Source organism: Erwinia plantamica, assembly GCF_043420595.1.
Classification (GTDB): Bacteria; Pseudomonadota; Gammaproteobacteria; order Enterobacterales; family Enterobacteriaceae; genus Erwinia; species Erwinia aeris.
In genome coordinates this window covers 280,508-291,153 of the sequence record NZ_JBGCUC010000004.1, presented here as the reverse complement: position 1 = coordinate 291,153, position 10,646 = coordinate 280,508, and the positions used below count along the sequence as shown (strand labels likewise).

Below are 10,646 nucleotides of genomic sequence, written 5' to 3'. Positions count from 1 at the left end.
TGAAGTGCCTGAAGTGCCTGAAGTGCCTGAAGTGCCTGAAGTGCCTGAAGTGCCTGAAGTGCCTGAAGTGCCTGAAGTGCCTGAAGAACCGGTGGCGCCGGCTCCGCCGCTTTATCCGCTTTGGGAAGCCGGTCGCATATACGTCGGAGGCGACAGGGTGACGCACAAAGGACGAAACTATCTGGCTAAATGGTGGATTGGGCAGGGCACCGAACCCGGCCTGGAGAGCACGACCGGGGCGGCAGACGGCGACGGCCGTCCATGGACAGAGATCTAACCCAGGTCTGAGTCAGGCAGCCTGAAAAGTATTCATTTCGGGCTGCTGTTAAATGGCAACGCAGAGCACATGGGAAGGGTACTCTGCGTTTTTTACCTTTATTGAAAGTAACCAGCGGTTCAACTAAACCGCCGCCATCCTGCAACGGCTTTCTCCCGTGCCTGCTACTTACCTGTCTGCTTCAAAATCTCAGCCAGCTGCGCGCGGTGCTCGCCGTCAATCTCCCGAGCGGCGGAATAACCGGCGTTCAGCAGAATGGTTTCATTCAGCCCCACCAGCCAGTCATAGATATAGTAGGCGGCATGGTTATTAGGCTTCAGCGCCAGCTTTGTCAGCCGCTGGCCCGGCCCCAGGCTGGCGGCCTGGGTTTCCGGACGGGCGAAGATCTTCTGGCCACGATTGATTTTACTGTCGGGGCGCGCCGACTCTGGCAGATGCTGGAAGCCGAGCCAGGCGACGAAATCGCCCAGCACGCTCAGCGCGCGGGAGACCTGGCGATCGGCCAGCATCTCGGCCGGGGTATTCGCCGCATCTTTATCCGTCAGGATTTTCACCAGCGCGCCTTCAATATCCAGACGAATACTGGCCGTGGTCAGCTCTTCGGTCAGCATCTCCAGCGTGGGGCGCGTCACGCCCAGCAGCTCCAGCAGCGCGTCCTGTTCGGGCAGCTGTCCCAGCAGGTTGATCCAGTAACGGTAGACCTGTTGCGCAAAGCCATTTTCCGCTTCGCTCTTCTCGCCCGTTTGCTGCGCATCCAGCGGCAGCGGTAAAGGATCGTTGCTCAACAGATCGATACTCATTCCAATGCCGAAGGGATCCTCTTCCGTCAGGGCATACTCTTCGTTGCTGCGGCGCTCGGCGGGGTGTTGCTGCTGCATAAACAGGTGACGCAGCGTTTCGCGCGTCGGCAGCAGCCGCTCCAGCAGCTCGCCGTGCACGCCGGTTCTGGTTTGCAACGCCTTCAGCAGCGATTCGGCAACGCGCAGGCGGGCCTCCGGCTCCTCTTTTTCCGCCGCCAGATACCAGCGGCCCAGCAGGTTATCGCTCAGCTCGCGACGGATCTCGCTGAGCTGTTCCTGCAAGCGCGTCATTTTGTTTTCGCGGCTGACTTCGCTGGTCAGCCAGCCCGCCATCCGCTTCACGCCCTTATCGTCCATCGTCAGCATGGTGCCCCAGGCATCGCCGGGATTGCCCACGTAGCGCTGTACGGCGGCGTCGTGGTTCTGACCGTGCGTAATACGCTGGTCAAAAGGCGTCAGCGCCCAGATTAGCGCAGGTTTGCGGCCGCTGTGCGGCTGGCCCTGGGTCTGCTTCACCCAGTTGTCCAGCACACGGCCCACGATGCGGGTATCCGCGCGCTGGCTGGAAGCGTTACAGACCATCAGCAAGTCGACATCCTGCCGTTCTGCGGCGCGGGTTAACAGGAAAGGACGCTTGGCGGTGGTAAAGGCCAGCGCCAGTTCGTGCGCGCTGTCATCCGGCAGAACTGACGGTTCTTCAAAACCGGGAAAGTCCAGCAGATCGACCTGTTCAAACAGGTTTTCACGCGGCGCGCTGTAGAACGGCAGCAGCACTTCGCGGCTCAGCAGGTTCAGCTCGCCCAGCGCCAGGTTAACCGGCCTCAGGCTGCGGCCGTTATGCTGCGGCACTACCTGAATAACGCGATCCGATGAGGCGTTAAAATAGCGCAGGCCGCTGCTGTTTAATACGCTCAGGCCGGGATCGTCCACCGTGCTGATGGGCGCCAGCACGCGTCGCGCGCCGGAAAGATGATGCAGCACGTGCGCCAGCTGGCGATAAAGCGCGGAAAGATCGCGGTCTTCATTCCACAGCAGGGAAAAGAGGCGGGCGCGATCGTCCACGCCCAGCATCGGCGCCAGCTCCACGGCCTGCGGCCAGAAATGACTTTCCAGCGCCTTGCTGCGGCAAATCTGGGCGGCGTTCAGACGGTGCCACAGCGCCACCACGTTATTGCTGCTCATGCCTTCCACGCTCTGCGCCTGGCGATAAACGGCGACGCTTTTCATGCGCTCGGCAATCTGCTGCTCATCCAGCGCGATGGTTTCGCTGCCGCTGCGTTTGGCCCAGATTTGCGCCAGCACGCCGGCGATCTCTTCTTCGCTCATCAGCGACAGCTGCACCGGCCATTCGTTATCGGTGCTGGTCTGCCGGCCGCTGAAGCGCATCACCATGGTGGCGCTCTGCTGCTGCGGATTAAGCTGCGCATAGTCAAAGGTGGTATTGCCCAGCGCCAGCTCCATCCGGCCTTTTTCACTGGCGGCCAGCGCGGCGATCAGCCAGGCTTTGCCCGCCTGCGCCAGGCCGAAAAAGCCGACCGCGCACTCATTGCTCGCGGCCTCATTCAGCCGGGTTGCCTTGTTATGCTGATGCCGCAGCCGGACGCCAAGGCGATCCGCTTCCATATTAAGACGTGGGGCGGTGGTACGGGCGCTTTCCAGCCAAATCAGCGCGCGATCGATACCCTTGGTCACGTTTTCCAGTTTTTTGCCGAACTGCCCCGATGGCTTAGGCGTCAACGCTTTCATTTTTTATATACGCTCCCACTGTCAATCCAGTAATGGGTTAATCCTGAGCCGCTGCTGGCCAGCGTATTCAGCCTGAGCCGCAGATGTTCCAGCGGCACGCGGCTGCCGTCGTCCAGCGTTGCCTCGGCAATAGCAAATCTTTCCGGGCCGAATTCGCCTTTGGTTTCCGCCACCGCCAGCTTGATCTTCAGCACCTTGTCGCCTGCCACGCTGCGGGCCAGCTGCGGATCGGCGATCGACAGGGTGTAAAGCGGCGAAGCGGGCCAGCGATCGTTATCCAGCTGCCGGAATCCCAGCGTCAGCGCGCCGCGAACCTGAAAACGCTCGCGTGGGTCGAGCCGGAAATTATCGTCATCCAGATCGATATCGGCATACCAGACGTTCTCGGCGCTCAGGCTGCCGTTACCGTCCAGCATGCCCAGATAGCGAATAGTGGAGTACGGCTGAAAATCACCTGCCTTAAACCAGAAGTTCGCCAGCCTTAAATCCAGCGACAGCAGGCACAGCATAGCGCCGACCGCCGCCGTGGATTTCGGGTTCTCAATCCGGCCCTGTTTGTTAAAGGGATACCAGTCGTTGGTGTGGTAGCCGTCCAGCGACAGAATACGGCTGACCGGCAGCGGCTGGAGATGGCGGAACAGCGCCTGCACGCCAGGGAAGCGCGAAGGGCGACCCGTCAGCAGCAGCACATCGCAGTCATACACGGCGACCACTTCCGACATCGAGCGCAGGCTCTGGGTAATATTCATACGCGGCGACAGGAACTCCGCATGAAGCTTGCTCAGCCTGACCACCAGCGGGACACGCAGCAGATCGAAAGCTTCCGCCTCGTTCGGCAGCTCGCGCTGGATCTCGCGGTTGATATAGTCGAGCAGCTTTTGCGTCGGCGCCTGGGCCAGCAGCTCGCCAAAGCGGGCATCCAGCTCGGCGTTCAGCTCCAGCGGATCGAATTTTTCATAGGCTTCCAGAATCGCCTGGCCTACCGGAATGAAAATTTGCAGCGTAACCTGCTGACGCAGCGTGGAATGTCCGTCCAGACGACCTTCATGGCCGAAAAGCCGCGTCATTACGCCTTCCGGGTTCACCATACCGGCTTCTTTGAACGCGTGCTGCAAGGCGGGCAGCACGTAAAGCTGGATCACATCCAGCAGAATGTCGTCGCCGGCCTGCTTAAAGCCTTCGCGGAACAGCAGGCGCGGCATAATCTTCACGTTGTTACCGACGCCGTCATCCAGGCGATACTGGGTGATCGCCAGATCGGTGGTGCCGCCGCCGATATCAATGGAGGCGATACGCAGCGTTTTGCCCACCGGCTCGTCGGGCGCGCGAACGCGATCGGGGCGCGCCATGCTGACAAAGAACGCCTCGGCGCGACCGCCGAAGTTCACCTGCGTTTCGTTATAGAGATAAACCATCTGGCCGCAGGTCGCTTCGTCCCATTCCATCTGGACTTCCGGTACCGGCACGCTGCTTTTTGCCTTGTCTTTGGCGCTGGTAAAGTCGTCATCCGCCGGATGCCAGCCCATCGCTTTCCAGATCAGCGCGATCGCTTCCTGCATCCGACGACGGAAAATCTCGCGCTCCGGTTTAGGCATAGCGGAAGGCAGCGTCAGGATAATATTACGCAGCTGGCGCGGCGCGCTGCTGTGCAGCATCTTCTGGCGCTGCAGCGCGCTGTTCATTTGCAGCAGCGCCTGCGCCAGCAGTTCGCCAAGCATAAACGTCATTACGGAACTACGGCTGTACTGCGGCGTAAAGACCGGCAGGCGCTCCTCCAGCGGCTGGCTGAACAGCGGCTCGCCTTCGTCATTAACCAGATTAGTCAGCGGCGCGGCGGTTGCCAGCGGCTCCAGCGCGGCGTTGCCCGGCGTGCGGCTGAAGCGCCAGCCTGGCGTGTAGGCATCCTCATCCCAAAGATAGCGGCGCGGGCTGGAAATGCCGGTTGCGCCTTCCGTGCCTAAACGCTGCAGCGCCAGGTTGCTCGCCTCGCGGCCTACGCGGGTAATCGAAGGCCAGATAAAGGCGTCATCGCGTCCGCTTTCCATCGAGAAGTTCTGCTTGCCAAAGCTGGCCTGGGCAAATTCAACGCGGCTCTCGAACAGCTCGTTATAGACGCGGTGCGGCGTGCCCAGATCCCGCAGATGCAGCTCATAGGTGTGCTTGAGGCCGTGATGATCGTCAACGTGATCTTCCACCATAATGCCGCAGGTATGCGAGTTGCCAACGTCCAGGATCAAATCGACCGGGATGGCCGGCTCCTGTAGCGTGGCGGCGCTGATCTTCAGCTCCGGCATCGCCAGCTGGTGGCCGAGCATATGCAGAATATTCAGGTAATGGGCCTGGTATTCGAATTCGCGCAGCGCGGTGCGGATATTAACCTGCGGACGCTGCTCGACGGCGGCGGCCTGCTGGCTGAAGACCTCGCGCAGCCAGCCGTCGATCCAGGTATGATCCAGAAACTCGCCCAGCTCGTTGCTGCGATAAGCCAGCGCGAAGCTGACGCCGTTTTTGACGTCGCTCTCCACCAGCGCCAGCGACTCGTCTTCGCCTTCCTGCCAGGTGCGGGTTTCGAAAGCCAGGCAAATGCGATGCGTCTTGCCGTTTTGATCGGGCTTATCCAGCGCGACAATCTGCACGCGCGCCCAGTTATCAGGCCCGCCGATAAAAGTGCGGGGCGGATTAAAGCGAAAGAAGGGCAGCGGCAGCCACACGCCGTCCAGCAGCGCCAGCGACTGCGCCAGCGGGAAACTAAACTCGGGCTTCACCACTTCCGGCATGCCGCCCACCGCGATCGGCAGCAAATATTTGCCGCTCTGCGCGTTAAAGTTCAGACGCAGCAGCGGGCCGTTGGCCGTCTGGCGGACAAATTTGCCCGGCAAATCGTTTTCCGGATCCGGCGTCAGGGCAAAATCCAGGAACTGGATGCCGCTGTTCTGAATCAGCGTCATGTTCGGTTTAAAATCTGCGGTCGCCAGCATCATTATTTACTCTCGCGCTTCATCGTCATCGGTAATACGGTATCGGCATCATATTGGCCGCTACAGGCGGCGGCGGTGCCTTCGGCGCCCTGTACACAGGTCAGCTCGGGCATGTGGTAGCGCGAACCGTCGCTGCATTTTGCTCGGGTGCGGCTATTAATTACCAGGTTGCCGGATTTCATCACGCCCGCGTAGACCTCCACGCGACAAACCGTGCCGTCGCCCTGGGTCATCTGCGCCTGGCCTTTGCCGTTGCGCAGCTGATAGCGCAGCACGGGCGGCTTGCCGGTGAGCGGGGTTTTAATGCCGACAATCACGCGCCAGTTGCCGTTAAGGAAACGGGTAGAGCCTAGCTTGACCGCGTCCGCAGGCAGCACTAAATCATCTTTACCCGCAGGCACGGCAGGCGGCTGTTCAACCGGGGCTGGCGTGGTCTCAGCAGCGGACTGCGTCGGCGTCACCGTAACGGCCGCGACGCTGGCGGGTGCTACCGGCAGCGCAACGGCAGACTGCTTAACCGCATCAGCAGCAGGCTGCGTTTCGGCAGGTTGTTTAGCCGCATCGGCAGCCGGCTTCGTCTCAGCGGTTTGTTTAGCCGGTTCGGCAGCAGATTGCTTGATATCAGCAGCGGTTTTCTCGGGCGCAACCGCAGGTTTCGGCTCATTTACGTTCGCGGCTTGTGACGCTGTCACTTCCTGACGCATGGCGGAAAAATAGTTTTTCATCTGCACGCCAAACACAACCAGCAGCGCGGCAGCAGGCAGTATCCAGCCATAGCGCAGCAGGTTTTGCTTAGCCGTATTTTTCACAGGCTCGGGTTTAACGGGCGCTGATGCAGCGGGCGGCGGCTCAGGCGCATTTTCCGGCTCGGCGGAGGTCTGATAAGCCGCAATGGCAGGTGTAACGACAGGCGTAACGACAGGCGCGACGGCGGCAGCGACAGGCGGCGCGCTTACCGCAGGCGCGACGGCAACCACCGGCGCGGCCGCCGTCATTTTCGACAGCGTCAACGGCACTTCTTCTTCGACGGCGCGCAGACAATCCAGCGGATCCAGCTGGCCTTTTTTCTCAAGGCTGACAAATCCCCAGAAGGTCAGAACGGGTTTGCCGCCGACCAGATAGACAAAGTTTTGATCGGGAAACTGAATCGCTTTAGCCAGCAGCGCGCCAAAAAGTTTCTGACTGTTTTTATCCGACTGCAGCGCACGCTGGCACAGGTCGGCCACCGTTTGCTGACAGGCAACCAGCTGATTTAACGCGTGCGCGCGTGCGCTGTCGCTGGCCGCAGCCCAGGAGATAACTTTGCCGGAAATGGGCGAATACCAGTCCAGACGGTCACCGGCATCGTTGGGTTGAGGGATAGCCAGGCAGTCAGCTATCTGCTGCTGTTTCCGCAGGCGCAGCGTCTCGCGCAGCTGCAGGGCTGATAAATAAACGGGCTGACCGTTTTCGCCAAGAGGCAGAACCGCGTCCAGGCTTCCGCTGCGTAAAAATAGTTTAGCCACGCAAAGACCTTTTTTAGTCAGGATTCAATAAGTTTTAATCCAAATTTCTATTTACTGTAGTCGAGTGGACTTAAATCAAATGCAGAAATAAGAGGGTAAAGCGTGTTTTACTCAGCTCATGACGCAAAAAAAAGTCAGGAACAGGTTAATTTTTAAGGAAAATAGCTGGAAAAAGCAGCGCCTATCGCAATAACAGGCGCGGCCGAGGTTAATTTTTTACCCAAAGTGCCGATAACGATTTTGTGACGAATACCATAAATATGACAAAAGGTTACAACATGATCGGCTCTACCAAATCGGGGATATTATCCTGGCTGAAATCCAACGCCAGCCATTTACGCGCAACGCTCAGCTCGCTGAACAACGCCATCGCCATGATCGAATTTACGCCACAGGGTCATATCCTGACGGCAAATGCGCTTTTTTTAGAGACAATGGGCTACAAACTGAGCGAAATCGTTGGCAAGCATCATCGGCTCTTCTGTACCGACGAGCTGATCCACTCGCCGGAATATGGTCAGTTCTGGCAGCGCCTTGCGCGTGGCGAAAGCTTCAGTGATAAGTTCCTGCGGCTGGCAAAACATCAGCGCCCGATCTGGCTTGAAGCTAACTATGTGCCGGTACAGGATCGCCACGGCCGGGTGATTAAAATCGTTAAGCTAGCCTCCGATATTACTCGCCATATTCAGGATGCGCAGGAGCAGCGGGCGATGACGACTGCTATCAGCCGCTCAATGGCGGTGATTGCTTTTAACCTGAAGGGTGAAGTATTACGCGCCAACCAGAACTTTTTAAAAACCACCGGCTATAGCCATGAGCAAATTATCGGGCGTCATCACCGCATGTTTTGCGCGCCGGAAGTGTATAACAGCCGTGAATACAGCGAGTTCTGGCACAAGCTGCAAAAGGGCGACTTTGTCGCCGGGCAATTCCCCCGCGTTAACAGCAAGGGCGAAACGATTTGGCTACGCGCCACCTATAACCCGATTTTCGATGCTAACAACGAGCTTTATGAGGTGGTCAAATTCGCTACCGACGTAACGGCACAGGTAGAGAAAAACCAGCAGGAGCGCGAAGCGGTCGATCACGCGTATAAAGCGGCGGTGGAAACCAGTCAAAACACGCGGCTCGGCGTCAGCGTGATTGAAAACAGCGTGGCGCGCATGAACGAAGTCGCCAGCGAGATGCATAAAGTCTCAGGAGACATCAACGGCCTTAGCTCCCAGTCCGCGCAAATTGGCGAGATAGTGGAAACGATCCGTTCTATTGCCAATCAGACCAACCTGCTGGCGTTAAACGCCGCCGTTGAAGCGGCCAGAGCGGGCACGCATGGACGCAGCTTTGCGGTCGTGGCTAACGAGGTGCGCAGCCTGGCGGCCAATATCAATAGCGCCAGCCAGGAGATCGCGAGCGTGGTCGATCGTAACCAGCAGCTGGCACAGCTGGCGCAAAAAAATATTACCGCAAACCTGGCGCGGGCCGACAGCGGCGTGGCGCTGGTAAAAGAAGCGGGCGACGTTATCGTAAATATTCAGAACAACTCCGAGCAGGTGGTGGATGCCATCGGCAACGTGACGCAGCATCTGACCAAATAGCGGCTTCATCTTCCGGCGGGCTGCCGCAATAGTGGACATATTGCGGCGCAGATCGTCAATTTTTACATCCTGATACACTCCCTGCCGCTAATGACTCGTTTCGCTCCCTGACCATCCGGCGAGCTTTGCTAAACTCAGTCCGTTAACGAAACAGAGGAAGAGAGCATGAAAATCAAAAGCTATGCAGCGATGGAAGCCGGTAAGGCCCTGGAGCTGTATGAGTATGATGCGCCGGAGCTGAGCGCCGAGGAAGTGGAAGTCGAAGTGGAATATTGCGGCGTCTGCCATTCCGATCTCTCAATGATCGATAACGAGTGGGGCATCTCACGCTATCCGACTATTGCCGGCCATGAAGTGATTGGTCGCGTGTCCGCCATGGGCGAAGCAGCGAAGTCCAAAGGGCTTTCCGTTGGCCAGCGCGTGGGCATTGGCTGGACGGCGAAAAGCTGTCAGCACTGCGACGCCTGTATCAATGGCGAGCAGGTTAACTGCGAGCAGGGTTCAATCCCTACCATTCTGAACAACGGCGGCTTTGCCGAGAAGCTTCGCGCCGACTGGCAATGGGTTATTCCGCTGCCGGAAAACCTGGACGCGGCGACCGCTGGCCCGCTGCTGTGCGGCGGCATCACCGTCTTTAAACCGCTGCTGATGAGCAACGTCACGGCGACCAGCCGCGTGGGCGTCATCGGCATTGGTGGCCTGGGCCATATCGCTATCAAGATCCTGCGCGCGATGGGCGCGGAAGTGGTGGCGTTCAGCTCCACGCCAGATAAAAAGCAGTCCATCCTGGAAATGGGCGCTGACGAGGTCATCAACAGCCGCGATCCGGAAGCGCTGAAAAGCCAGGCGGGCCGTTTCGATCTGATTATCAGCACTGTAGCAGTGGATCTGGACTGGAAACCTTACTTCGACGCGCTGGCGCCGCAGGGCAAATTCCACACCGTGGGCGCCGTGCTGAAACCGTTTGAAGTCTCCGCTTTCCAGCTAATTATGGGCGATAAAGCGTTGACCGGCTCGTCTACCGGTTCTCCGGGCCAGCTGCGCTCGCTGCTGAAGCTGGCGTCACGCCGCGATATCGCGCCGCGCGTGGAGTATTTCCCGATGTCAAAAATCAATGAAGCGCTGGATCACGTGCGCGCCGGTAAGGCGAACTATCGTGTGGTGCTGAAAGCGGATTTCTGATGCGGTCTTTTAGCTGCTGATATGCTGAACGGCGACCCTGCGGTCGCCGTTTTTTTTAGCCTGCTCTGGCCGGATACAACCATGATGTGTACTTAGCCCTGGCCTGCGTCCGTTTCAGTAAAAGCAGGGGTCTTCAGGCCGGTGGAGTAGGCTACCTTTTTTACTTTTTCCGGCGTGGTGGTCACTTTTACCGCCGGGATAGTGACACGCCCAAAGCCGAGCAGGGTAGGGACATAGCCGCCAACCTGGTGCTCGCCTGCGGGCAAATGCAGTTGCAGGCTCTGACCGCGGATCAGCGCGCCGGCATCTTTACCGTCCACTGTGACATAAACGGCAGAGCCGTCATCGGTACGGCTGGTCACGTGGGAAACGTCAACCTGAGTTGGCCCCGTGGAGAAATCTTCGGCCGAAACCACGGCCGGGCCTTTAAAGAAATCTTTAGCCGATGCCGTTATCGATGTTGTGGCCGGTTCATCTTTCTTGTGGCTGGTGCAGCCGGTCAGGGTTATGGCGGCCATCGCTACGGCCAGGGTGAAACGACAGATCATTATACCTCACTATCC

7 protein-coding genes are annotated in these 10,646 nt (G+C 58.7%); 3 read left to right on the top strand and 4 right to left on the bottom strand.

All coding sequences use genetic code 11. The features are described 5' to 3' along the window. Nucleotides 1-277 (top strand): carbohydrate-binding protein (locus AB3U87_RS06010; protein ID WP_394148694.1); only part of this gene is annotated, 277 nt, incomplete at its 5' end. Between the two features lie 164 nt (nucleotides 278-441). Here the strand turns inward: AB3U87_RS06010 and AB3U87_RS06005 are convergent. From AB3U87_RS06005 to AB3U87_RS05995, 3 genes are read right to left on the bottom strand one after another with little or no spacing between them, the layout of a single operon-like run. Further along, nucleotides 442-2,823, bottom strand: coding sequence for a virulence factor SrfC family protein (locus AB3U87_RS06005; RefSeq protein ID WP_394148693.1), 2,382 nt, complete (start codon nucleotides 2,821-2,823; stop codon nucleotides 442-444). Beyond that, nucleotides 2,820-5,801: a virulence factor SrfB gene (locus AB3U87_RS06000; RefSeq protein ID WP_253460964.1), complete on the bottom strand. Its 2,982-nt coding sequence runs from the start codon at nucleotides 5,799-5,801 to the stop codon at nucleotides 2,820-2,822. The genes AB3U87_RS06005 and AB3U87_RS06000 overlap by 4 nt, the downstream gene beginning before the upstream one ends. A gap of 2 nt (nucleotides 5,802-5,803) precedes the next feature. Further along, nucleotides 5,804-7,306 (bottom strand): SrfA family protein, encoded by a 1,503-nt coding sequence (locus AB3U87_RS05995; protein WP_394148692.1) that lies wholly within the window; start codon nucleotides 7,304-7,306, stop codon nucleotides 5,804-5,806. Between the two features lie 278 nt (nucleotides 7,307-7,584). Between AB3U87_RS05995 and AB3U87_RS05990 the strand changes: the two genes are divergently transcribed. Next, on the top strand, nucleotides 7,585-8,901 hold the full coding sequence (locus AB3U87_RS05990; RefSeq protein ID WP_370734449.1) for a methyl-accepting chemotaxis protein: 1,317 nt from the start codon (nucleotides 7,585-7,587) through the stop codon (nucleotides 8,899-8,901). A 165-nt stretch (nucleotides 8,902-9,066) separates the two neighbouring features. Next, complete coding sequence (ahr, locus tag AB3U87_RS05985) at nucleotides 9,067-10,083, top strand: NADPH-dependent aldehyde reductase Ahr (protein WP_253454038.1); 1,017 nt, start codon at nucleotides 9,067-9,069, stop codon at nucleotides 10,081-10,083. A gap of 92 nt (nucleotides 10,084-10,175) precedes the next feature. On the opposite strand, the gene AB3U87_RS05980 is transcribed toward ahr, so the two are convergent. After that, nucleotides 10,176-10,631 carry a hypothetical protein gene (locus AB3U87_RS05980; protein WP_253454040.1) on the bottom strand — a complete coding sequence of 152 codons (456 nt, stop codon included), beginning with the start codon at nucleotides 10,629-10,631 and terminating at the stop codon, nucleotides 10,176-10,178. Nucleotides 10,632-10,646: the final 15 nt, after the last annotated feature.